Origin of the sequence: Saccharothrix tamanrassetensis, assembly GCF_014203665.1 — a bacterium.
Classification (GTDB): Bacteria; Actinomycetota; Actinomycetes; order Mycobacteriales; family Pseudonocardiaceae; genus Actinosynnema; species Actinosynnema tamanrassetense.
The window spans coordinates 464,416-487,366 of record NZ_JACHJN010000007.1 but is presented as its reverse complement, the minus strand read 5'-3'; the positions used below and the strand labels follow the sequence as shown (position 1 = coordinate 487,366).

19 protein-coding genes are annotated in these 22,951 nt (G+C 73.4%); 18 read left to right on the top strand and 1 reads right to left on the bottom strand.

What is annotated here, in order from left to right; genetic code table 11:
• Window positions 1-41 precede the first annotated feature (41 nt).
• The 6 genes from FHS29_RS24070 to FHS29_RS24045 all read left to right on the top strand — a co-directional run bounded on the left by FHS29_RS24070 (window position 42) and on the right by FHS29_RS24045 (window position 5,074).
• On the top strand, window positions 42-398 hold the full coding sequence (locus tag FHS29_RS24070) for a hypothetical protein (protein WP_184694083.1): 357 nt from the start codon (window positions 42-44) through the stop codon (window positions 396-398).
• Window positions 395-562 carry a hypothetical protein gene (locus FHS29_RS24065; RefSeq protein ID WP_184694081.1) on the top strand — a complete coding sequence of 56 codons (168 nt, stop codon included), beginning with the start codon at window positions 395-397 and terminating at the stop codon, window positions 560-562. Before FHS29_RS24070 ends, FHS29_RS24065 begins: the two co-directional genes overlap by 4 nt.
• A gap of 119 nt (window positions 563-681) precedes the next feature.
• Window positions 682-1,947: an extracellular solute-binding protein gene (locus FHS29_RS24060; RefSeq protein ID WP_184694079.1), complete on the top strand. Its 1,266-nt coding sequence runs from the start codon at window positions 682-684 to the stop codon at window positions 1,945-1,947.
• A gap of 5 nt (window positions 1,948-1,952) precedes the next feature.
• Window positions 1,953-2,852, top strand: a complete 900-nt coding sequence (locus FHS29_RS24055; RefSeq protein ID WP_184694077.1) for a carbohydrate ABC transporter permease — start codon at window positions 1,953-1,955, stop codon at window positions 2,850-2,852.
• 3 nt (window positions 2,853-2,855) lie between these two features.
• Window positions 2,856-3,677: a carbohydrate ABC transporter permease gene (locus tag FHS29_RS24050; protein ID WP_184694075.1), complete on the top strand. Its 822-nt coding sequence runs from the start codon at window positions 2,856-2,858 to the stop codon at window positions 3,675-3,677.
• Between the two features lie 8 nt (window positions 3,678-3,685).
• A complete protein-coding gene (locus FHS29_RS24045; protein ID WP_184694073.1) occupies window positions 3,686-5,074 on the top strand; it encodes a GH1 family beta-glucosidase in 1,389 nt (462 codons plus the stop codon).
• A 110-nt stretch (window positions 5,075-5,184) separates the two neighbouring features.
• Here FHS29_RS24045 and FHS29_RS24040 read toward each other — a convergent pair whose 3' ends face one another.
• A complete protein-coding gene (locus FHS29_RS24040) occupies window positions 5,185-6,486 on the bottom strand; it encodes a COG1470 family protein (RefSeq protein WP_184694071.1) in 1,302 nt (433 codons plus the stop codon).
• A 168-nt stretch (window positions 6,487-6,654) separates the two neighbouring features.
• On the opposite strand from FHS29_RS24040, the gene FHS29_RS24035 reads away from it, so the two are divergent.
• From FHS29_RS24035 to FHS29_RS23980, 12 genes are all read left to right on the top strand, one after another.
• Window positions 6,655-7,281: a helix-turn-helix transcriptional regulator gene (locus FHS29_RS24035; RefSeq protein ID WP_184694069.1), complete on the top strand. Its 627-nt coding sequence runs from the start codon at window positions 6,655-6,657 to the stop codon at window positions 7,279-7,281.
• 287 nt (window positions 7,282-7,568) lie between these two features.
• Window positions 7,569-10,670 carry a DUF11 domain-containing protein gene (locus tag FHS29_RS24030; protein WP_184694068.1) on the top strand — a complete coding sequence of 1,034 codons (3,102 nt, stop codon included), beginning with the start codon at window positions 7,569-7,571 and terminating at the stop codon, window positions 10,668-10,670.
• Window positions 10,671-10,692: 22 nt separating this feature from the next.
• Window positions 10,693-11,397 carry a Pvc16 family protein gene (locus tag FHS29_RS24025; RefSeq protein ID WP_184694066.1) on the top strand — a complete coding sequence of 235 codons (705 nt, stop codon included), beginning with the start codon at window positions 10,693-10,695 and terminating at the stop codon, window positions 11,395-11,397.
• Window positions 11,398-11,600: 203 nt separating this feature from the next.
• Complete coding sequence (locus FHS29_RS24020; protein WP_184694064.1) at window positions 11,601-13,649, top strand: ATP-binding protein; 2,049 nt, start codon at window positions 11,601-11,603, stop codon at window positions 13,647-13,649.
• Window positions 13,650-13,926: 277 nt separating this feature from the next.
• Window positions 13,927-15,453, top strand: coding sequence for a phage tail sheath family protein (locus tag FHS29_RS24015; protein ID WP_184694062.1), 1,527 nt, complete (start codon window positions 13,927-13,929; stop codon window positions 15,451-15,453).
• Window positions 15,454-15,502: 49 nt separating this feature from the next.
• Entirely contained in the window at window positions 15,503-15,943 is a 441-nt protein-coding gene (locus FHS29_RS24010) for a phage tail protein (RefSeq protein WP_184694060.1), read from the top strand.
• Window positions 15,940-16,407 (top strand): hypothetical protein, encoded by a 468-nt coding sequence (locus FHS29_RS24005; RefSeq protein WP_184694058.1) that lies wholly within the window; start codon window positions 15,940-15,942, stop codon window positions 16,405-16,407. The genes FHS29_RS24010 and FHS29_RS24005 overlap by 4 nt, the downstream gene beginning before the upstream one ends.
• Entirely contained in the window at window positions 16,404-16,562 is a 159-nt protein-coding gene (locus tag FHS29_RS24000; protein ID WP_312865080.1) for a DUF6760 family protein, read from the top strand. The genes FHS29_RS24005 and FHS29_RS24000 overlap by 4 nt, the downstream gene beginning before the upstream one ends.
• Window positions 16,563-19,541: 2,979 nt before the next feature.
• Entirely contained in the window at window positions 19,542-19,994 is a 453-nt protein-coding gene (locus FHS29_RS23995) for a hypothetical protein (protein ID WP_184694056.1), read from the top strand.
• Between the two features lie 38 nt (window positions 19,995-20,032).
• The gene (locus tag FHS29_RS23990; RefSeq protein WP_184694054.1) at window positions 20,033-20,458 is read left to right on the top strand and encodes a phage tail protein; all 426 of its coding nucleotides are present in this window, start codon (window positions 20,033-20,035) and stop codon (window positions 20,456-20,458) included.
• A 19-nt stretch (window positions 20,459-20,477) separates the two neighbouring features.
• Entirely contained in the window at window positions 20,478-21,206 is a 729-nt protein-coding gene (locus tag FHS29_RS23985; RefSeq protein ID WP_312865073.1) for a CIS tube protein, read from the top strand.
• 28 nt (window positions 21,207-21,234) lie between these two features.
• The gene (locus FHS29_RS23980) at window positions 21,235-22,917 is read left to right on the top strand and encodes a VgrG-related protein (RefSeq protein WP_184694052.1); all 1,683 of its coding nucleotides are present in this window, start codon (window positions 21,235-21,237) and stop codon (window positions 22,915-22,917) included.
• The last annotated feature ends 34 nt before the right edge of the window (window positions 22,918-22,951 follow it).

Sequence of the window (22,951 nt, the reverse complement as noted above, 5' to 3'; positions counted from 1 at the left end):
GGCTCGGCACGTCCACGTTCCCGTGCGGAGGTGCGGTGGATATGCGATCCGATGGGAACGCGGCCCACGAACCGCGCGGTACGACCGGCGAGAAGTTCGCCGGGGACCTGCTGCTCAGGCTGGCCAGGGAGGGTTGGCTGGTGGTGTCGCCGGAACAGGCCGACGACGTCGTGGCGGAACTGGAGCACACGCTGGACGTGGTCCGCTCCCTGGTGCGCCGGGCGCAGCTGTCCCGGCGGCTGCTCGACGTCGCCGGCGACGACATCGAGCCCGACGTGGACCGGGTCGCGGTGGACGCGGTGTTCGCGGGGCAGATCGCCGCCGACACCTGGCAGCGGGCGCTGGTCGAGCTGCCCAAGTACATCGAGGCGTTCCGGATCGCGTCGGGACGCCGGTGAGCAGGCAGGAGTTGCGGGTGCTCGACCTCGTCGGCGAGTTGGCCACCGCCCGCGCCGAGCGGTGCCTGGCCCTGGCGTGCGGCGACACGGTCACCGCCGGGCTGCTGGCCGCGTGGATCGACACGCTGCTCGACGAGTGGAACCGCCGCGCGCTCGTCGGCTGAAGTGCCCTTTCGGGCAGCCATTCGGCGAACAAGGGCAGGTGTCCCCGTCGGCACCTCCGCGGGCACCGCCGGCCGTAGCACGATGTGGCCCACCTGACGGGTGCGGCGGAGGGGTCCAGATGCAGCGGGCGTATCGAACACCGTGGCTGGTCGCGGCTCTGGTGATGGTCGTCGCCGGGTGCGGGGGCGGTGCGAGCGGTGACGGCCGGTTGCGGCTGACCGTGGCCACGTTCGGCGAGTTCGGCTACGACCCGCTGTTCGAGGAGTACGAGCGCGCGCACCCGGAGGTGGACGTGGTCGGCCGGGTCGCCGACTTCGACTCCCACCACAAGGGCCTGATCACCGCGCTGGCCGCCGGGAACGGCGCCGCCGACGTGGTCGCCATCGAGGAGCAGTACATGCCCCGGCTGCGGCAGTCGGCCGACCGGTTCGCCGACCTGGCCCGGTTCGGCGCGGACGGGCTGCGCGACCGGTGGGCACCGTGGAAGTGGGCGCAGGGCGTCGCCGCCGACGGGAAGGTCGTGCTCGGGCTCGGCACCGACATGGGCGGGCTGGCCATGTGCTACCGGCGAGACCTGTTCGAACGCGCCGGCCTGCCCACCGACCGGGACCAGGTCGCCGCCCTCTGGCCGACGTGGGAGGGCTACGCCGAGGTCGCGGAACGCTTCGCCGGGCGCGTCACCGACGCGCGGTTCACCGACTCGGTGAACACGGTCTACACGGCGGTGCTCAACCAGGCGGAGGAGAACTACTTCGCCAAGGCCGACGACTCGTTCATCGGCGCCACCAACCCCAACGTGAAGCGGGCGTTCGACATCGCGGGCGCACTCGGCGCCAAGGGGCACACGGCGAAGGTCGCCACGTTCACGCAGCCGTGGAACGTCGCCATCAACCAGGGCAGCTTCGCCACCATCACCTGCCCGGCGTGGATGCTCACCCAGATCAAGGAGGCGGGTGGCCCCGCCGGCGCGGGCAAGTGGGACATCACCGCGATACCGGGCGGCGGCGGCAACTGGGGCGGGTCCTACCTGGCGGTGCCCGCGCAGGGCGAGCACCAGCGCGAGGCGTACCGGTTGGCCGAGTGGCTCACCGCGCCCGAGCAGCAGAAGAGGCTGTTCGTCGACGACGGCATCCTGCCCAGCGAGCCCGAGGTCTACCGGGACCCGGTCGTGTTGCAGCACAAGGACCCCTACTTCGGCGACGCGCCCGTGGGCCGGCTGTTCGCCGCCTCGTCCGACACCGTGCGGCCCAACTACCGGGGTGTCCGCGACGCCGACGTGCGACCGGTGTTCGGCCGGGCCCTCGGCCGCGTCGAGGACGGCGCGCAGGACGTCGGGCAGGCGTGGGAGCAGGCGGTCCGCGAAGCCCGTGACGTCCTCCGGTAGCCGCTGTGTCCGTTCAGTGGGACCGCAGGATCACGCCCTACCTGTTCGTGTCGCCGTTCTTCGTGCTGTTCGCCGTCTTCGGCCTGTACCCGCTGCTGCGCACCGGCTGGATGTCGCTGCACCGCTGGGACCTGCTCGCCGGCCCGGTCCGGTTCACCGGCCTGGCCAACTACGCCGACCTGCTCACCGACCCGCACTTCTACAACGCGCTGGCCAACACGGCGAGCATCTTCGTGGTGGCGACCGTGCCGCAGCTGGCGGCGGCGCTGGGCATCGCGGCGCTGCTGGACCGGCCCCTGCGCGGGCGCACCGCGTGGCACGCCGTCGTGCTGCTGCCCAACGTGGTGCCCGTGGTGGCGGTCGCCCTGGTGTTCACCCAGTTGTTCGGGCGTGACCAGGGGTTCGCGGCGTGGGTGCTGTCGTGGTTCGGTGCGGACCCGGTCGACTGGCAGGCGCACGCGTGGTCGGCGCACCTCGGCGTGGCGATCATGGTGAACTGGCGGTGGACCGGCTACAACGCGCTGCTCTACCTGGCCGCCATGCAGTCCGTGCCGAGGGAGCTGCACGAGGCCGCCGCGCTCGACGGCGCGTCGCGGCTGCGGGCGTTCCGCTCGGTGACCCTGCCGGGCATCCGGCCCACCCTGCTGTTCACGGTGGTCGTGTCGGCGATCGGCGGCCTGCAGCTGTTCGCCGAGCCCCGCCTGTTCGGCGGCGGCAGCACCGCCGGCAGCGCCGGCGGCAACGACCGGCAGTTCCAGACCCTGGTGATGTACCTGTACGAGAACGGGTTCGAGCGCTTCGACGCCGGCTACGCCGCGACGATCTCGTGGGTGCTGTTCGCGCTGTGCGCGGTGTTGGCGTCGGTCAACGCAGTGCTGGTGCGCCGACTCGTCGGGCGGGGGTGAGGCGTGCGCCGCGCCCCCGGTGTGCTCGCCAGTGCGGCACTGCTGCTGGTCCTCCTCGGCTCGCTGTTCCCGCTCTACTGGTCGGTCGTCGTGGCCTCCCACGACAATGCCGCCATGTCCGCCCGCGTGCCGCCGCTGCTGCCCGGCGGCGAGCTGTGGCGCAACGTGCACGACGTGTTCGAGGCGGTCGACTTCCAGGCCGCGCTGGGCAATTCGGCGATCGTGGCGGTCACGGTGACCGCGTCGAACGTCCTGCTGTCCACCCTGGCCGGTTTCGCGTTCGCCCACCTGCGCTTCCGCGGCCGCCGGGTGCTGTTCGGGCTCGTCCTCGGGTCGGTGATGGTGCCCGCCCAACTCGGCGTGGTGCCGCTGTTCGAGCTGGTGGGGGAGCTGGGCTGGTACGGCCGGCTGGAGGCGGTGGTGGTGCCGGGCCTGGTCAGCGCGTTCGGCGTGTTCTGGATGCGCCAGGCGTGCCGGGAGGCGGTGCCCCGCGAGCTGGTCGACGCGGCGCGGGTGGACGGCTGCTCGCTGGTGCGGACCTACTGGCACGTGGTGCTCCCCGCCCTGCGCCCGCACGCCCTGGTGCTGGCGATGCTCACGTTCCTGGCCTCCTGGAACGACTTCTTCTGGCCGCTGGTGGTGCTCGACCCGGTCGAGTCGCCCACGGTGCAGGTCGCGCTGGCCCACCTGGCAGGCGGCTACTACACCGACTACCCCCTCGTGCTGACCGGCGCCGTGCTCGGCACGCTGCCGGTCGTCGTGCTGTTCGCACTCCTGGCAAGAAAATTGGTCACCGGCCTCCCGGGGGGTCGGGTCAATCCGTGAGGTGGCTGGTGGAACAAGTCTTCCCGTCGGACTTCCTGTGGGGTGCCGCCACGGCGGCCTACCAGATAGAGGGCTCGCTGTGCGCGGACGGCCGTGGACCGTCCATCTGGGACACCTTCGCGGCGGTGCCGGGTGCGGTGCTCGGTGGCGCCGGCGGCGATCCCGCGTGCGACCACTACCGCCGGCACCGCGAGGACGTGGCGCTGCTGGGCGAACTGGGGCTGCCCGCCTACCGGTTCTCCACGGCGTGGCCGCGCGTGATGCCGGACGGGCGGACCGTGGAGCCGCGCGGGCTGGCGTTCTACGACCGGCTGGTGGACGACCTGCTCGACCGGGGCATCCGGCCGCTGGTCACGCTCTACCACTGGGACCTGCCGCAGGCGTTGCAGGACGTGGGCGGGTGGCGCGAACGGGACATCGCCGAGCGCTTCACCGACTACGTCCGCGCGGTCCACGAGCGGCTGGGCGACCGGGTGGTGGACTGGACGACGCTCAACGAGCCGTTCTGCTCCGCGTTCCTGGGCTACGGCAGCGGTGTGCACGCACCCGGCCTGCGTGACGACGGCTCGGCGCTGGTCGCCGCGCACCACCACCTGCTGGCGCACGGGACGGCCACCCGCGCGCTGCGGGAACTGGGCGGGCCGGACCAGCGGCTGTCGATCGTGCTGAACTTCTCGCCCGCGCTGGCCGACGCGGACGACGACGCGCACCGCGACGCGACCCGCCGGTTCAACGGGCTGCACAACCGGTTCTTCCTGGATCCGGTGCTGGGCCGGGGTTACCCGGACGACGTGCTCGCCGACGTGGCGCACGTGGGCGCGCTGGAACCGGCGATCCGCGACGGCGACCTGGCGACCCTCGCCGCGCCGGTGGACTGGATCGGGGTCAACTACTACGCCCCGACCCGGGTGGTGCCGCTGTCCGATCCCGACATCCCCAGCAACTGCTCGCTGCCGGGCCTGCGCGGCTTGGACGTCCTGCCGCCGCAGGGGCCGCTGACCTCGATCGGCTGGGAGCAGCACCCGGAGTCGCTGACGGAGCTGCTGGTGTGGCTGGGGGAGTACTGCGGCGACGTGCCGCTGGTGGTGTCGGAGAACGGGGCGGCTTTCAACGACGTGGTGGACCCCGACGGGCGGGTGCGGGACGCGCGGCGGACGCGCTACCTGGCCGAGCACCTGCGCGCCGTGCACGCGGCGATCGCCCGCGGGGCGGACGTGCGCGGGTACCTCGCCTGGTCGCTGCTGGACAACTTCGAGTGGTCCTTCGGCTACACGCAGCGGTTCGGGCTGATCCACGTCGACTTCGACACGCAGCGGCGGACGGTCAAGGACAGCGCCCGGTTCTTCGCCGAGGTGGTGGCGCGCAACGCGGTTCCGGCCGACCGACCCGCCGGCTGACCCGCTGTCGGGCACGGTCGCGGACACGGTTGCGGGCACCGGCCGGGTACTTCCCGGTCGGTGCCCGGCTGCCGTTGCGCCCACCGCGCGAGCACGTCCGCCGCGCGTGCTCAGTTGTCGTCCGGCATGTCCCCCAGCTCGCCGCTGACGTTGACCACCTGGAAGCAGTCCGCTGCCTGCTGCCCGCTCGCGGGCGTGCCGGGCCTGCCGCAGGACACCGTCGCGGTGACGGCCGCGCCCTGCGGGATGTCGATCGGCGTCACCCAGTGGTAGTCCTGGTTGCGGAACGTCTCCAGCGCGATCGGCGTGATCGTCTGGTCGCCGAACGCGATGGTGAGCACACCCTCGTCGCCCTGGTGGTTGCCCAGCACGATGTCGGTGATCCGGAAGACCTTGCCGTCGGGCACGGTGTACGTGCCGGCGCCCTGCTGCCCGGCGGCCGTGTGCACCTCGATGGTCCTGGAACTCTGCCGCCCACCGCCGATCCCGGAGCCCGGCCGCTCCTGACCCGGCTCCTGTCCCTGCCCTTGGCCCTGCCCCTGCCCCTGGCCCTGTCCGCCCTGGCGGGGCTGCCGGCCGTCCTGCCCGGCGGGCTGCTCGACGTTCGGCTGCTCGCGTTCGGCCTGGGCGATCTCCTGCGCCCGGTCGTCGGCCGCCTCCCGCGCGGCGCTGCGCACGGCGGGGCGGACCAGCAGCAGCCACGCCAGCAGCAGCGCCAGCAGTGCGGCGAGCAGGGCCAGCAGCCACCGGGGCAGCACCGGCAGCTGGATCAGCTCGCCCTCCGGCTCGTGCCGGGTGGTGTCCCCGCCCGCGACGGCGGCGGCGTCCAGCCGCAGCGGCCAGTGCTCGGCCTTGCCGAACCACAGCAGCTTGCCGACCCGCACCCGCAGTTCCAGCTCCGCGCGGTCACCGGGTTCCACCGTGACGGGCTGCTGCGGCACGGTGCAGGTCAGCCGGTCGTCGACCTCCGGCGCGCTCAGCGTCACGGCCACCGGGGTGTTGCCCGCGTTGAGCAGCTCCACGTGGTAGCGGGCGCTGCGCCAGGCGCGGCGGCGTTCCGGGACCAGTTCGGCGCGCTGCTCGGCGAACGGCTCGACGACCACCGTCGTCTCGGTCACCGCCACCGACTCGGGCCGTTCGGTGGGCAGCACCCGCACACCGAGCGGCACCTCGCCGGCGCGCACCGCCGGGGAGCGCGGCGGCCGCAGCCGCACGGTCACCTCCCCGGACGTCCCGGGGTACAGCGACAGCCGCTCCGGCTCGACGCCGGTCCACGGCGCGCACTCGCCGACCACCTCGAACTCGTACGCCTCGACGATGTCGCTGTCGTTGCGCACCGTCATCGTCGTGCTGGTCTCCTGGCCGGGCGTCACGACCACCGTGGGGAGACCGAATTCCGTCGTTGCGGTCACGGCACGCAACGGTAGGGACGGTGGGCGGCGGTCCGGCAGGGAGAAAAGGGCACTGTGCGGGCAAACCAGTGCACCGACGACCCGCGGCGGCTGCCCCGGCGCACCGCGGCGGACCACGATGGTCCTACCAGGGCCGGCGCGGCCCGGCTGTTGCGAAGGGGGCACCGCATGACGACGAGAATCCCGGTCGCGGTCTACGCCGAGGACCCGGTCCTGCGCACCGGAGTCACCCACCAGCTCCGCCCGCGACCCGAGGTGGAGGTCCTCGCCGCCGGGGACGGATCACCGGCGCTGGTGGCGCTCGTGGTGGTGGACGAGGTGGACGACTCGGCGGCCCGGCTGCTGCGCAGCCTCAAGCGCTCGTCCACCACCCGCACCGGTGTGGTGGTGAGCCGGTTCGACCACGATTCGCTGCAGGTCACCGTGGACTGCGGGGTGTCGGCGGTGGTGCGGCGCGCGGAGGCCGACCAGGACCGCCTGGTGGCGACGGTGCTGGCGCTGGCGAAGGGCGAGGCGGTGCTGCCCGGCGACTTGGTGGGCAGGCTGCTGGACCACGTCGGCCGGTTGCAGCGCAGCGTGCTGGACCCCAACGCGCCCACGCTGTCCACGCTGACGCCGCGCGAGGCGGACATGCTGCGGCTGATCGCGGAGGGGCTCGACACCGCCGAGATCGCCACGAAGATGTCCTTTTCGGAGCGGACGGTCAAGAACGTCCTGCACGAGGTGAACACCCGGCTGAACCTGCGCAACCGCGCCCACGCCGTGGGTTACGTGATGCGGCACGGCCTGATCTGACCCCGGACCGCTGCGGACCCCGGATCCCGGATCGCTGCCGGCTTTCGGATCGCGCGGCCCGCAAGCTCCCCGACCGCCCCGGATTCCCGACTGCGCCTGATCCCGGACCGCGCCTGATCCCGGACCGCTCCGGACTCTCGGATCGCCCGAACCCGGATCGCTCCGGATCCCGCCCACGGATTGCCCGAACCCACCCGCTCCCTGCCCCGATCCTGCCCGTGCGGGCCTCGTCCCGCCGCGTCGGCCACCGCGACGATTCCCGCGAGGCCACCGGAGGTGTTGTGAAGTTGTCCACCAGGGCGAAGAACCGAGCCGTCGCCGCGATCGCGGCCGTGGTCGCGTTGTGCGGAGCGGTCGTGGTGGTGCGTGCCGCCACCACGACCACCCCGGCGGCGGCGCAGCAGGACGACCCGAGGGCCACCGGCCGCATCGCGTTCGCCGGCACCGGCCACCGCAGCATCGGCGTGGTGACCGACCCGGTCCCCGACCGACCCGCGGTGAGCGAGCCGCAGGCGGAGGGCCCCGCGCACTTCGAGGACCACGTGTCGGCGCGCGGGAACCTGGTGGTGTTCACCAGCCTGCGCGACGAGCGCCGGCCGCAGGTGTACGTGCGGGCCCCGAACGGTTCGGTGCGCAAGCTGACCACCGGCCGCGACGCCGGGCACCCGCAGCTCTCGCCCGACCTGCGGTCGGTGGTGTTCGACGCGGCCGAGGGCGGGCAGCGCGACCTGTGGGTCGTGGGCGTCGACGGCACCGGCGTGCGGCGGCTCACCGACAGCCCCCGGAACGAGACGTGGCCGACGTTCTCACCGGACGGCACGCAGGTCGCGTTCTCCGCCGACCGCGACGGCGAGCCGGAGGTCTACCGGCAGCCGGTGGCGGGCGGCGCGGCGGTGCGGGTGACCGACGAACCCGAGGGCGCGGCCGGGGAACCCGCCTGGAACCCGCGGGACGGCCGGATCGCCTACACCCTGACCGTGCGCGGGGAGCCGCGGCTCCGGCTGCTCGACGGCGACGGCGACGGCGTCGGCGCCCCGGTGCTGGGCGGCGACCAGGCCGGGTGGCGCGGCCACTGGCCCGTGTGGAAACCGGACGGGACCGGGCTGCTGTTCCTCAGCTTCGACCAGACGTGCTCCTGCCCGGCCGACCCGAACGTGGAGAAGGTCTACCAGGTCGACACCGGGACGGGGCTGCCGGTGACGGCCGCGCCCGGCCTGCTGCTGGCCGAGGACCGCCGGGTGTCCTCGCCCGCGTGGTCGGTGGCCGGACCGCCGAGGCTGCTGGTGTCGCGGACGACCGCCGCCACCCGCAACACCGCCACCCTCCAGGACGTCCGGCCGGACGGCGCCGACCCGCGCGACCTCGGCCTGGCGGTGCTGCGGGAGGACCCGCGCATCGCCGAGGACCCGAACCGGCTGTTCCACCCCGGCGAGGGGTTCGACCCCTGGACCCAGCGGCAGAGCTACTCACCGGACGGGCGGCGGATCGTGGTGACCAGGTTCGAGGACGTCGACGGCGGGCGGGCGCAGCGGCTGTGGCTGGTGGACGCCGACGGCGGCGACCCGCGCCGGCTGCCGGTGGCCGACCGGCAGCCGGCGGACTGGGAGTTCGACCCGGTGTGGTCGCCGGACGGCCGGTTCGTCGCCTTCGCCCGGCGCTCGCCCGGAGGGGTGCGCCCCGACGCGGGCGGGCTGAGCCGGGTGGTGGTCGTGGAGGTGGCGACCGGCGCGGTGGTCGGCAACCTGCGCCCGCCCACCGAGGTCCCCGGCCAGGAGGACACCCAGCCCGCGTGGTCGCCGGACGGCACCACCCTCGCGTTCACCAGGGGCGTGGTTTTCAACGGACCGGACGGCGTGGAGGTCCGCGACAACCACGTGTGGACCGCCCGTGCCCGCACCCTGGACCGGCAGGCCGACGTGTCGGCGGCGGTGTGCGGGTTCGACTGCGAGGTGACCGACGACAGCGCCGCGTTCCGCCCGGACGGCCGGACCCTGGTGTTCAACCGGGAGTTCGACGGGTTGGTGGAGGTCTCGCTGCCGGGCAACGGGTGCCGGGTCCTGCTGCCGCAGGGGCAGCGCCCGTGCTCGACCCCGCTGACCGCGCCGCCCACCGGACCGTTCCAGCCCCGCGACGCCGCGTACGCACCGGACGGCGAGCGGCTGGTGCTGACCACCCGGCGGCAGGGCGACGCCGCGTCCCCGGAGGAACTGGCGGTGCTCGACGGTTCCGGGGCGCTCGACCGGATCACCCGCGACCTGCCCGGCCGGCAGAAGGAACCGACCTGGCAGCCCTCGGTGGACCTGGCGGTGCAGGCCCCGCCCGCCGTGCCGGAGGCGGACACCGGAACGACGACGACGGCGACCGTGACCGTGACCAACCGGGGACCGGCGACCTCGCCGGGCACCGCCCTGACCGTCGCCGTGCCCGAGGGGGTGCGGGTGGACGTGCTGCGCCCGGACCGGGGTTCCTGCGACGCTTCCGCGTTGCGCTGCGACCTGGGCGCCCTGGAGGACGGGACGAGCGTGCGGATCTCGGTGGACCTGGTGGGGCTGGTGCCCGGCCGCCGGCAGCTGACGTGGTCGGTGGCGGGCGAGGTGCTGGACGTGCGGCCGGCGGACAACTCGGCGCGGACCGAGATCCCGGTGCGCGACCGGACGACCGTCCCGCCGACGCCTCCCACGCCGTCCTCTTCCTCGTCTCCGCCGCCACCACCGCCGCCACCACCCCCGCCGGCGCCCGCCCCCGACGCCGGCCCGGGACTGGCGGTCGTGGTGCAGCCCAATCCGTCCTATGTGGGCGGACGCGCCACCGCCACCTACACGGTGCGCAACGGGGGCGGTGCCCTGGCCACCGGTCTGCGGCTGGACTTCGCGCCACCCCGAGGGGTTCCGGTGGCGGCGCTGCCACCGGGGTGCTCGGCGGCCGGCTGCGCGCTGCCCGACCTGGCACCCGGCGCGGCACTGGTGGTGCAGGTCGTGTTCGCGCCCGACGCGCCGCTGGAGACCACGGTGGGCGGTGTGCTGCGGACCACCGGCACGGACGCCGACCCCGGCGACAACACCGCGAACGCGCCGATGCGGGTGCTCCTGCCGCGCATCGTCGCCGTGCCGCCGATCGGTGAACCCGGCTTCGTGACCTCGGTGCGGGGCGTGGACTTCCCGCCCGGTGCGCCGGTGCGGCTCACCTGGTCGCCCGGCATCACCGCCACCGCGGTCCCGACGATCCCGCGCCCGGACGGCGGTTTCACCGCGCAGTTGCTGATCCTGGCCAAGGACCAGACCGGGCCGCGCACCATCACCGCCACCGGGCCCGGGTTCCGCCCCGCCACCACGCCGTTCCTCGTCGTCGTCGGCTCCATCGGACCGCCCGACATGGTGCGGCGCAGGTGACCACGACGACGAGGAGGCATCCGTGATCCACGAGGTGGACGAGGGGATCCGCCGGCTGCTGGTGGCCGGCGGCGTGCCCGGCGACCGGGGCGACCTGGCGTTCGAGGCGCCCACCAAGGACTGGACGGCGCGGCGCAACGCGCCCGCCGTCAACGTGTTCCTGTACGACCTACGGGAGGACCTGACCCGGCGCAACGCCGGGGCGACCGAGGTGCACGACGACGACGGAGTGCTGCTGGGCTGGCGTGGCGCGGCGCGCTGGTACGAACTGTCGTACCTGATCACCGCTTGGACGAACCGGCCGCAGGACGAGCACCGGCTGCTGTCGGAGGCGCTGGCGTGCCTGGTGCGCGGCGAACGGCTCGCGCCGGAGTGGCTGACCGGGTCGCTGGCGGAACTGGGCCTGGCGGTGGGGATGCAGGTCGCCGGACCGACGCCGGAGGGCCGTTCGGCGCCCGACGTGTGGTCCGCGCTCGGCGGCGAGCTCAAGCCGGCCATCACCCTCAAGGTCACCGCGCCGCTGGCGGGCGAGTGGACGCCGGCCGGCCTGCCGGTGACCGAGGGGCTGGTGCTGCGGGCCGTGGACGGGGTGGAAGCCGGCCCGTCGCCGGACGCCCGCAGGTTGCGCTACGAGGGCCCCACCACCGCCGAGGGCGAGGGGTTCGCGGTGCCCAGGCCCCGCCCGCTGCCCTCGGGCCGGCGCCGTCGCGGCGAGCCGATCCGATGACCGCCGACATGGTCGACGGTCGGGGTGCCCCGACCGCGCGCACGTCCGGAGCCGGTGGTCCGACCACGTACGTGTCCGTGACAACCGGTCCGGCCGCCGACGTGGCCGCGGCGCCGTCCGTCCTTTCAGGACAGTCACCGCCGAAGGCCGACGCCGGTCCCGCCGGCGGGGATCCATCCGCCCTGGCAGGACAGTCACCACCGATGGTCGACGCCGGGAACGCGGACCTGGTCTACCTGTGGCGCAGGCTGGGCGCGGTCGAGCAGCGGGTGCGGGAGGCGGTGGAGGCGCGGCTGGCCACCGATCCGGAGCCCGAGGACCCGTTCCGGGGTCTGTACCTGACGCCGGAGGCGGTGCGGCGGCTGTTGGACGCCTCCCATCCGCCGCGCGTCCCGCTGCCCGACGACCCCGACCTCGACGCGCTCGCCGCCGCCGTGCCCGCGCCCGGTCCCCGGCTGCTGGAGCTGGCCCACAACTTCCACCTCGACCGGCTGGACCTGGAGTTCCTGCTGGTCGCCCTGGCGCCGGACGTCGACACCCGGTTCGAGCGCCTCTTCGGCTACCTCAACGACGACGTCACCCGCCGCCGCGCGACCGTGGGGCTGGCACTGGAGTTGTGCGGGCTGCCCCCGGCGGGCGAGGGCCGCTTCCGGTTCGCCGCCGGCTCCCGACTGGTCGCGGGCGGCCTGGTCGAGGTGCGGGAACCGGATTCGCCCGCGCTGTCCCGGGTGCTGCGCGTGCCCGACCGGGTGGCCGCCCACCTGCTCGGCGACGACGAGCCCGACCGGGAGGTGACCGACCTGGCCCGGGTCGTGACCGGGGACGCCGAGGACGAGTTCGCCCGCCGGGTGGGTGCCGCGCTGCGCTCCGGGGTCGGCCTGGTCCACCTGCGCGACACCGACGGCGACGGCGGACGGGCCGCGGCGGGCGCGCTGGCCGCCGCCGGCCGGGACGCGGTGGTGCTGGACGTGGCGGCGCTGGCCGACCGGGACCGGCCCGCGCTCGGCGCGGCCGTGCGGGAGGCGCGACTGCGCGGCGCGGGCCTCGTGCTGGGGCCGGTCGAGCGGCTGGTGCCCGAACAGGTCCGGCTGCTGCGCGAGGTGGTGGCGCTGGCGGGCGACCTGCCGCTGATTCTGCACGGCAGGCAGCACTGGGATCCGCACTGGGCCGGCCGACCCGCCGTCTCGGTCCCGGTGCCGCCGCTGGACACCGACAGCCGGTCGGACCGGTGGGCGCGAGCGCTGACCGAGGCGACCGGCGCACCGCCGACACCCGCGCTGCTGACGTCGCTCGGCGGCTACCGGCTCGGCGTGGACGAGGTGGAGCGGGCGGTGTCCGTCGCGACCCGGCTGGCGGTGCTGGACGGCCGTCCGGTCGGGCCGGAGCACGTGCGGGCCGGCGTGCGGGCGCAGAACGGGGCCGGGCTGGACCGGCTGGCCCGCCGAATCACGCCGTCCGTCGGCTGGGACGACCTGGTGCTGTCCGGGCCGACCCGGCGGCAGCTCACCGAGCTCGTGCTGCGGGCCCGGCACCGGGAACGGGTGCTCGGCCAGTGGCGGATGCGCCCCGGTGGGGGACGTGGCCGCGGGGTGGTGGCGCTGTTCGCCGGTGAGTCGGGTACCGGCAAGACGATGTCCGCCGAGGTCGTGGCGGCCGAGATCGGCATGGACCTGTACGTGGTCGACCTGTCGACGGTGGTCGACAAGTACGTCGGCGAGACGGAGAAGAACCTGGAGCGGATCTTCACCGAGGCGGCCGGTGTGCACGGGGTGCTGCTGTTCGACGAGGCGGACGCGGTGTTCGGCAAGCGGTCGGAGGTCAAGGACGCGCACGACCGGCACGCCAACGTGGAGTCGGCGTACCTGTTGCAGCGCATGGAGTCCTTCGACGGCATCGCCGTGCTGACCACGAACCTGCGGTCCAACGTGGACGAGGCGTTCACCCGCCGGATCGACGTGATCGCGGACTTCCCGGTGCCGGACGCGGAGCAGCGGCGTGCGCTGTGGGACCGGTGCCTGGGCACCGCCCTGCCCCGGGGCGGGGACCTGGACCTGGAGTTCTGCGCCGAGCGCTTCGAGCTGGCGGGCGGGTCGATCCGGGCGTGCGCGGTGACCGCCGCCTACCTGGCCGCCGCCGCGGACCGCCCGCTGGCGATGGCCGACGTCGTCGCCGCCATCCACCAGGAGTACCGCAAGCTCGGCAGGCTGCTGTTGGAGAACGAGTTCGGCCCGTGGCTCACGGCCTTGGCGTGACGGCGAACGCCCACGGGTTCCGGGTGCGCACTTGATCGGTGCCCGTCGTGACCGCCCGCCGGCGCGGTGACGACGGGCACCCGTGCGTTTCGCCGGTCGCCACCGATCGGCGTGGTGGGAGCCGCTCCCTTCTCTGTCCTCTGTGGACCGGTGTCGGTTGCCCTTAAGGGCATCGGACTGCCCCCGACCGAGGGGCGTCGGACCTCCCGACGTGCCGCCCGCGCACGGGAAGCTGTTGCTACCGAAGCGGACAAGCGCACACCAGACAGGAGCGACCATGCCGCAGTACCTCTCACCGGGCGTGTACGTGGAGGAGGTCCAGTCCGGGGCACGGCCGATCGAGGGCGTCGGCACCGCCGTGGCCGCCTTCGTGGGCTTCACCGAGCTCGGACCCTTCCACCAGGCGACCCTGGTCGCGAACTGGAACCAGTACGTGCAGAACTTCGGTGGTTTCACCGAGGGCGCGTACCTGCCGCACGCGGTCTACGGCTACTTCGCCAACGGCGGCGGCGCGGCGTACGTGGTGCGCGTCGGCGGTGCGCAGGCGGGCACGGAACCCCAGGCGCCCAGGCCGAACCCCGTGCAGCTGGGCGGGCTGCGGATCGCCGCGCTCCCCGGCGCGGACGGCGACCTCACCGTCGAGGTGGCCGACGCCGACGGCGAGAACCCGGCCGAAGACCGGTTCAAGCTCGTGGTCCGCCAGAGCGGCAAGGTGGTCGAGAGCTACGACGTGTCCACCCGCAAGAACGTCAAGAACTACGTGGTGACCCAGGTCTCCGAGCGCTCCAAGCTGATCGGCATCACCGAGCAGCCCAGCGGCGCGCTGACCCGCCCGGACAAGCAGACGGTGTCGCTGCCCGCCGCCGGTTCCGACGGCGCGGCGCTGCCCGCCGTGGTCGACGCGCAGGAGTACCTCGGCGACCCGGAGGCCCGCACCGGCTTCGGCGGCCTGGAGAACATCGACGAGATCACCATGGTCGCCACGCCCGACCTGATGGCGGCCTACCAGCGCGGCATGATCGACCTCGAAGGCGTCAAGACCGTGCAGCTGGCGATGATCTCGCACTGCGAGCAGATGGGCGACCGGGTCGCCGTGCTGGACACCCCTCCCGGCCTGAACGCGCAGCGCGTCCGCGCGTGGCGGATGGACGAGGCGGGCTACGACTCCCGCTACGCCGCCCTGTACTACCCGTGGATCAAGGTGTTCGACCCGACGGGCGGGCGCAACATCATGGTGCCGCCCTCCGGTCACATCGCGGGGGTGTGGGCGCGCAACGACGTCGAGCGCGGCGTGCACAAGGCACCCGCCAACGAGGTGATCCGGGGCGCGGTCGACCTGGAGACCTCGCTGAGCAAGAGCGAGCAGGACCTGCTCAACCCGATCGGCGTGAACTGCGTGCGCGCGTTCTCCGGCCGCGGCATCCGGATCTGGGGGGCCCGCACGCTGTCCTCCGACCCGGCCTGGCGCTACCTCAACGTGCGCCGGCTGTTCAACTTCCTGGAGGAGTCGATCCTCATCGGCACCCAGTGGGTCGTCTTCGAGCCCAACGACGACCGGCTGTGGTCCAGCATCCGGCGCAACATCACCGCGTTCCTCACCGAGCAGTGGCGGCAGGGCGCGCTGTTCGGCCGCACCCCGGCCGAGGCGTTCTACGTCAAGTGCGACGAGGAGAACAACCCCCAGGGGTCCATCGACCTCGGCCAGGTCGTGTGCGAGATCGGGGTGGCACCGGTCAAGCCCGCGGAGTTCGTGGTCTTCCGGCTGTCGCAGTTCTCCGACAGCACCAGCCTCGTCAACGAATGAGCCGCCGGCGCCGTCCGGGGGCACGTGAACCAGAAAGGCGACTGCATCCATGGCAGAAGGCGATGCTCTTTCCACACACATCTTCGGCGTCCAGCTCGGCGGCTTCATGGTCGAGTCCCTCCAGGAGGTCAGCGGGCTGACCGTGGAGGAGGACGTGGTCGAGGTCGCCCAGGTGACCCCGACCGGCAAACCGCTGCTGCGCAAGCAGCCCGGCGCCCAGAAGGGCGGCGAGGTCACGCTCACCAGGGGGCTCGACGTCAGCCCGGAGTTCACCAAGTGGCTCAAGGAAACCCTGGAGAAGGGCGCGGTCGCCGCGGCCCGGCAGAACGTCACCATCGAGGTCAAGGACTCCGAGAGCAACACGGTTCGGCGCATGCAGCTGATGAACGCCTGGGCCAGCAAGTGGGAGGGCCCGACGCTCAAGGCCGGTGAGTCCAGCGCCGCGACGGAGAAGGTGACCCTGGTCTTCGAGGAGATCAAGGTCGAATGAGGCGCCGGACGATCGCTCTCGACCAGCTGGACGAGCTGGTCGACGAGACCAAGCCGCAGCAGGAACCGGCACGGGCCGCCACCGCGGGCGGCGCGTTGCGCACGGTGTTCGACTTCGAGCTGCCGCGCGGTTACGTCGACTCCGACGGCGCGGTGCACCGGCGCGGCAAGATGCGCCTGGCCACCGCGCGGGACGAGCTGCGACCCCAGATCGACCTGCGGGTCAAGGAGAACCCCGGCTACCTCAGCGTGGTGCTGCTCAGCCAGGTCATCGTCGAACTGGGCGGGGTCGCGGACGTGCACGCGGGCGTCGTCGAGCAGATGTACGCCACCGACATCGCGTTCCTCCAGGACTTCTACCGGCGCATCAACAGCGAGGGCCACACCCGCGCCGGGGTGTCCTGCCCGTCGTGCGGCACGGCGTTCGAGGTGGACCTCGCCGGTGGTCGCCTGGGGGAATGGTGACGTACGCGGCCGAACGGCTGCTGGAGGAGGTCGCGTACGTGGCCTACCACTTCCACTGGCCGCGCGGGGAGATCCTCGACCTGGAGCACCACGAGCGCAGGCGCTGGGTCGAGGAGATCGCGCGGATCAACACGAGGGTGAACGAGGGGAGGTGAGCCATGTCCTGGTGGGACAGGCTTCGCGGGCGCGGCCGGGCGGCCCGGCGGCCCGAGCCGGCGGCGCAGGCCGCCGAACGGCCGGCGTGGGACGGTGGCTGGCACGCGGTCCGGCCGCTGTCCGGGGTGATCGGGCGCGGCAACTTCGCGGTCGGTGACGGCTTGCGCTTCCGGGACGGGCTCGCCTCCTGGCAGGACCACACCTTCGGCACGGGACTGGGCCACTCGGTCAGTTCGACGGCCCCGGCGGGCGTGCTGCACGGCATGGCCGTGCAGCGCGCCGCGGAACCCGGCCACCCGCCGGCCGGCGGCTTCCTGCCGGTGGTGTCACGGTCGGATGTGTCGGCGGAACCGGCCGATCCGGCGGGTCCGGTGGGTCCGGCTAATGAGGGGCCTGCGGCCCGTCGCTCCGGCCCGCGTGGTTCCGCGCCGGTGGTGTCGCGGTCCGTCGCTGCGGGGAAGTCGGCTGGATCGGCGGGGGAGGGGCGGGCATCGGCGGTTCCGCGACCCGGCTCGGGTGGTGCGCCCGCTCCGGGGGTACCGGGTCCGCTGGTGTCGGGCCCGGCCGGATCGGCTCCGGCCGACTCAGGTCCGGCGGCGTCGGGCTCGGCGGTGTCTGGGTCTGGGTCAGCGGTGTCGGGTCCGGTTGTCGCTGCGGAGTCGGTTGGATCGGCAGGGGCGCGACCCGGTTCGGGCAGTGGATCCGTGCTGCCTGTGGCACGGGCTGTCGCAACCGGGTCGGCGGCTACGGGGTCCGCGGCTACCGGGTCGGCGGCTGCGGGGTCGGATGGTTCGGCAGGGGGAAGGCGGGCATCGGCGGGTTCGGGCTCCGGCTCCGGTGGATCTTCGCTGTTGGTGTCGCGGTCCGTCGTTGCGGGCGAGTCGGTCGGCTCGGGGGAGAGCCAGGCTTCGGCGCGTCTGCGGTCCGGGCCGGGTGCCGGGTCGGTACCGGTGGTGCCGGGTCCGGTGGTCGCTGCGGAACCGGGTGGTTCCGGGGGCAGCGGGCCGGGCTCGACCGGTGAGCGGTCTGGCTCGGGTGGTGGCTCTCCGCTGCCCGTGGCGCGGTCGGTGGCGCGGTCCGGCGACGTCGAGAAGTCGGCTGGTTCGGCGGGGCGGCCCGGCAAGGGCGATGGTCCTGGGCGGGTGCCGGTGGTCTCTCGATCCGAAGTCGCGGGGAAGCCGGCGGGACCTGCGGGTCCGGCGAGGCAGGGAGATGGGGCCGGGCAGAGGGGATCGGCCGGGCAAGGAGGGACGGCCGGGCCTGGGGTTGCGACGGGGCAGGGAAAGGCAGCTGGGCCAGGAGGATCCCCGGCGCAGGCGGGTGCGGCCGGATCAGGGGCTGCCGCAGGGCAGGGAGGTGCGGCTCGGCCGGGAAGTCCGGCAGGGCAGGGGAGTACGGCTCGGCCGGAGGGTTCGGCGGGGCGGGGAAGCACGACCGCGCGGGGTGGCTCGGGAAGCAGTTCTCTGCCGGTGGTGTCGCGGTCGGTTTCCCCGGGCGAACCTGTCGGTCCGGTCGGGAAAGCGCGGCCGTCGGCGCGGGATGGCTCCGGGCCGGTGTCGCGGCCGGGTGTCGCCCGGGAATCGGCGGGCTCGACGAACGGACAGCACAAGGCTGCCGGTGGTTCCGCGCCGGTGGTGTCGCGGTCGGTCGCAGGGCAGCCGGAGGTGCGCTCGGGTGCGCAGCCGGGTGCACAGCCGGGTGCGCAGCCGGCGGGGGCCGGGCGGGCGTCAGTGGCGATGGCGGTGCAGCTCAGCCCGATCGGGCCACCGTTGACCGTGGCTGCCCGTCCGACCCTTCCCGTCCGGCAGGTGCCGATCGCGCGGACCCCCGCGCCCCCTGTTGTGGGAAGTGTCGGAACCGGCGTGGACGCGGGCGGTGGTGTGCGCGCCGGTCTGGGCGACGCCGACATCGCGGTCGCCGGGAGGGGTGCGACTGCGGTCGAGGACGGGAGAACATCCGCCGTGCAGCGGGCTTCCGCTGCGGAAGGGGCCGCGGCGTCGGCAGGCGGATCCCCACCGGTGGTGCAGCGGGCGAGTTCGCCGACCGCACCGCTCCTGGGTGTGCCGTTGGAGCGGATGCCCGCGAGTGCCGTTCCTCCTGGTGCCGTTCCCTCGAAAAACGGTCCGAAGCCGACCGTCGAGCCCAGCCCCGTTGTGCGGCAAGGCATTCACGCCCACCACGGACCTGACGCGACCACCGTGCAACGGAAGGCGTCGGGGAATCCTCCGGTCCCCCAACCGGACCGTGCCCGGACCGGGCTCGGGCAGCAGCTTCCGGCGATGCCGGTCACAGCCACCTCCGAAGCCGGCGTCACCAGGCGCAAGTCCGCCGAATCGCCCGATCCTCCTCTCGTGCGGCACAGCACGGCCGAAGACTCGAGACCGGTGCAGCGACAGGTTTCGGCGGCCCCGGTGGCGCCGCCGACCCCAGTGGCGCCGCCGGTCCCGGTGGTGCCAGTGGTCCGCCTTCAGTCGTCACGACACGTCGTGGACACGCCGGCGGCGCACAGCGCCGAAAGCACCGGCGGCACGCCTGCGAACCGGCAGGAAACCTCCGATACCGCGCGTCCTCACGTACAGCGCAGTATCGGGAGCGTGCCTCCCCCAGACCTTCCGGTGATCCCGCGAACCGTGCCGCTGTTGGGAAACCGGCCGCTGAGCCCGCGACTACGCGTGGAGCGGACCGCCCCCACTGCTCCCGAGCAGCGCCCCGTGGTCCAACCTCGCTGGGCGCCGATGCGGGCGCAACTGGAGGACACCGCACCCCACCCGGTCACGTCCGCGGGATCGTCGCCGGTGCAGCGCGCGCCGACCAGGAAAGCGCGAGTGCAGGGCAATACCGCGCCGCGCACGTCGGAAGCGCGCACGTCGGTCCAGCGCGCGCCGGTGCAGCGCGCGCCGACGACAAGCGCTGCGGCGCGGACGGTTGTGCGGCCGGAGGCCGTGCGACCACACGACCACGGTGGCCGGACATCCGCGATGCCGGTCACCGCACCGGCAGGCACGCCGTCGAGATCGGCTCCGCAGAGCGCCGGCGCGGCACTGGTGGACGGGACCACCGGGCGGCGGCAGGCAACCGGTCAGCACCCGTCGACCCAGACGCTGCAAGGGTTCCACGTCACCAACCCGACGACCGTGCAGCGGGTGCGGCCCAACCGCCAACCTGCCGTCGCGAGCTCGTCGAGCACCCCTGCCGCCACCCTGAACGCGCCACCCGGCCCCGCCAGGCCCCTCGACCAGGCCACGACAACGGCCACGACACCGACCTCGTCCACCTCGAGGACGCAGGCACTGCCGTCCCCCGACAACCAAGCGTCCCCCGACCTGGACAGCCTGGCCCGCAAGCTGATCGAGCCGGTCTCCAGGCTGCTGCGCGCCGAACTGCGCAGCGGCCGGGAGCGTGCCGGTCGGCTGCACGACCGAAGCCGCTGACACCGGCGCCGACACCGGTACGACAGGAGAGCACACCGATGACCGACGACGTCTTCGCCAGCAGCGTCTTCTTCAAGCTGTCCGTGGCGGGCAACAGCCTGGGCGCGTTCCACACCTGCGAGGGGCTGGGCGCGCAGGTCGAGGTCGAGCAGTACGCCGAGGGCGGCAACAACGGGTTCACCTGGCAGCTGCCGTCGCGGATCACCTGGTCCAACATCACCATGACCCGGCCGGTCACCCCCGACTCGGCCAAGGTGCTCAAGTGGTTCCGCGAGGTCGTCCAGCGGGCGGAGCGCAAGGACGGCGAGATCGTCGCGCTCGCCCCCGACCTGACGCCGATCGTGCGGTGGCAGGTGCTCGGCGTCCTCCCGGTCAGCTGGAAGGGCCCCTCGTTCGACCCGAGCCAGTCGCAGGCCGCCGTGGAGACCCTGGAGTTCTCCCACGAGGGTCTTGAGGCGTCCTGACCCCGAAGGGAACCACGTCGTGGCACGCAAACCCGGGGCGAGCCTGGTCAAGGCCCGCCTGGTGATCATGGAACCGCCCGCCCAGGCGGGTGCGAAGCCGGGGACGAAGCTGTCGACCGTCGCGTTCCAGTTCAACCCCGGCACGCTGGCGTTGCAGAAGTCGGTCGAGTGGCGCCGCCAGCCGGCGCGGATGGCCGGCCAGGCGTCGATGCCGGAGTTCGTCGGCAGCGGCCCCCGCACGCTCAGCGTGGACGTCTTCCTCGACGCCACCGCCACCCACGACAACTCGGTGGAGACGAGCGTGGAGAAGCTGATGGTGGCCTGCGTGCCGACGAAGAAGAGCATCGGCAAGAAGAAGCCCGCCAGCCCGTGGGTCCGCTTCGAGTGGGGCACCGCCAAGTCCGTCTCCTTCGACGGCGTGCTGTCCAGCCTGTCGGTGGCCTACTCGCTGTTCGACGTGGACGGCAGACCGCTGCGCGCGACCTGCTCGCTGTCCATCGAGGAGGCGGGTGTCGACACCCCGCGCCAGAACCCGACGTCGGGATCCCACGAGGTGCGCCGCACGCACCGCGTGGTCGCCGGCGACAGCCTGCCGCAGCTCGCGTGGCAGGAGTACGGCGACCCGGGCGCGTGGCGGGTCATCGCCGAGGCCAACGGCATCGACGACCCGCTGGCGCTGGAGCCCGGCGGGGAACTGCTGCTGCCGGGCATCGAGAGCATCGAGCCGGAACCGGAGGAGTCCCGATGACGACGTCCCCACACCGAGGAGGAGAACGATGAGCGCCGTCCGGTCCTTCGCCGCCAGTCCGATCGTCGTCGCGAACGGCCCGGTGACCGGGCACTGGGACAAGGTACTGGTGAGCTGCGTGGTGGACGAGAACGTCGGCCTGCCCGACACCGCGGTGCTCACCTACGCCGACGACAAGCGGGACCTGCTGGCCAAGACGGGCATCACCATCGGCTCGCCGCTGAAGGTCTCGGTGGCGGCGGTGGGTGCGCGGAGCCAGGAGCGGTTGTTCGCCGGCGAGGTCACGGCCGTGGAGATGGAGGTGAACGACAGGACCGCCTACACCGTGGTCCGGGCGATGAGCAAGGCGCACCGGCTGTTCCGGGGTCGCCGGGTGAAGGCGTTCCGGAACATGACGGCGTCCGCCATCGTCGCCAAGGTCGCCAAGAACGCGGGGCTGTCCGTCGGCCGGATCGAGACGTCGCGGATCACCTACGAGCACCTCAGCCAACCCGGTGTGTCCGACTGGGACTTCCTCCAGATGCTGGCCCGCGAGCACGGCGCCGTCGTCCGGGTCGACGACCGGGGGCGGCTGGAGTTCACCAAGCTCCAGCCCGCGAAGACGGCCCCCTCGCCCACCGCGTCCCCCGAGAAGAACCCGCTGGTGTTGCAGTTCGGCAGCAACCTGCTGGTGTTGCGGGCCGCGCTGAGCAGCGCCGAGCAGGCCGACGGCGTGCAGGTGCGCGGCTGGGACGTGAACCGGAAGAAGCCGCTGGTCGAAGTGCAGAAGAACACCCCGAGCACGACCACCGTGCCCGGCCTGTCCGCGATGAAGGCGAGCAAGGCGTTCCGCACGAAGACCCGCAACACGGTGACCGGCGTGCCGTACCGCAAGCAGGCGGAGGTGACGGCGGCGGCGCAGTCCCTGGAGGCGTCGATCAGCGCGGGCTTCACCGAGCTGGAAGCCGTCGTCGAGGGCAACCCGATGCTGCGCGCGGGCGTGCCGATCGCCCTGGGCGCCGTGGGCAAGGCGTTCAGCGGCCGCTACACCGCGACCGCCGTGACCCACGTGCTGGAACCGGGCCAGGGCTACCGGACCACGGTCGTGGTCAGCGCGTCCTACGACCGCTCGCTGGCCGCGCTGGCGGCCGGCGGCGCGGCGCCGGCCCGGATGCCGGGCCTGGCGACGGCGATCGTGACCGACATCAAGGAGGAGGGCGGCCAGCGCGGCTGGGTGAAGCTCACCTTCCCGTGGCTGGACGACAAGTACGTCTCCGACTGGGTGCGCACCGTCCAGCTCGGCGGGGTCGGCGGCGGCGGGGTGTTCAGCCCGGACGTCCGGGACGAGGTGCTGGTCGGGTTCGAGCAGGGCAGCCTGGACCGGCCCTACGTGATCGGCGGGCTGTACAACGGCGTGGACGTGCCCTCGCCGCACGACCAGCCGCTGGTGGACGGCAGGAGCGGCAAGGTCAACCGCCGCTCCCTGGTGTCCCGCAAGGGCAACCGGCTGGAGCTGTCGGACGCGCCCCGCGCCTCCGGTGCCCGGCTGGCCAGTGGCGACAAGCGGCTGGAGGTGAAGGTCGACGAGAGCCGGGGCCGGCTGGAGCTCAACGTCCGCGGGCCGAACGGGCGCCGGGTCCTCACCTCGCTGGTGCTCGACAGCACCGGCATCACGCTCGACGCCCGCAACGGGATGGTCCGGGTCAACGGCCGGATGATCCGGCTCAACTGACCGACCGTCCGCTATCCCCACTACCCGAGGAGAG

Bases quoted from the DNA above. Each gene is read 5' to 3' on its own strand.
- FHS29_RS23980 (WP_184694052.1), top strand. From the start codon at position 21,235: ATGAGCGCCGTCCGGTCCTTCGCCGCCAGTCCGATCGTCGTCGCGAAC.
- FHS29_RS24010 (WP_184694060.1), top strand. From the start codon at position 15,503: ATGGCAGAAGGCGATGCTCTTTCCACACACATCTTCGGCGTCCAGCTC.
- FHS29_RS24060 (WP_184694079.1), top strand. From the start codon at position 682: ATGCAGCGGGCGTATCGAACACCGTGGCTGGTCGCGGCTCTGGTGATG.
- FHS29_RS24015 (WP_184694062.1), top strand. From the start codon at position 13,927: ATGCCGCAGTACCTCTCACCGGGCGTGTACGTGGAGGAGGTCCAGTCC.
- FHS29_RS23995 (WP_184694056.1), top strand. From the start codon at position 19,542: ATGCCGGTCACCGCACCGGCAGGCACGCCGTCGAGATCGGCTCCGCAG.
- FHS29_RS24070 (WP_184694083.1), top strand. From the start codon at position 42: ATGCGATCCGATGGGAACGCGGCCCACGAACCGCGCGGTACGACCGGC.
- FHS29_RS23990 (WP_184694054.1), top strand. From the start codon at position 20,033: ATGACCGACGACGTCTTCGCCAGCAGCGTCTTCTTCAAGCTGTCCGTG.
- FHS29_RS24020 (WP_184694064.1), top strand. From the start codon at position 11,601: ATGGTCGACGCCGGGAACGCGGACCTGGTCTACCTGTGGCGCAGGCTG.
- FHS29_RS24035 (WP_184694069.1), top strand. From the start codon at position 6,655: ATGACGACGAGAATCCCGGTCGCGGTCTACGCCGAGGACCCGGTCCTG.
- FHS29_RS24005 (WP_184694058.1), top strand. From the start codon at position 15,940: ATGAGGCGCCGGACGATCGCTCTCGACCAGCTGGACGAGCTGGTCGAC.